At 36.3% G+C, this 317-nt stretch carries 1 pseudogene; it reads left to right on the forward strand.

The window, feature by feature from the left end:
• Positions 1-317: pseudogene (locus R8923_RS14290) on the forward strand (UDP-N-acetylglucosamine 1-carboxyvinyltransferase); the annotation flags it as partial.

Genomic DNA, 317 nt, shown 5'->3' on the forward strand with positions numbered 1-317 from the left:
TATTTTTATTGAAGCTGCTGTTCCTGAACATATTAGCTCGCTTATTGCAAAGCTTGAAGAAATGGGCGTACAAATTATTGAAGATGAAACTGGTGTCCGAGTTATCGGTCCAGAAAAATTAAAAGCTGTTGATGTTAAAACAATGCCACATCCAGGGTTTCCTACAGATATGCATTCTCAAATGATGGTCATCCAAATGCTTAGTGAGGGAACTAGCGTGATTACAGAAACTGTTTTTGAAAATCGTTTTATGCATGTTGAAGAAATGCGGCGTATGAATGCAGACATGAAAATAGAAGGTCATTCTGTTATTATTA

It is taken from the genome of Listeria tempestatis, from assembly GCF_963575625.1.
In the GTDB taxonomy this organism is placed as follows: Bacteria; Bacillota; Bacilli; order Lactobacillales; family Listeriaceae; genus Listeria; species Listeria tempestatis.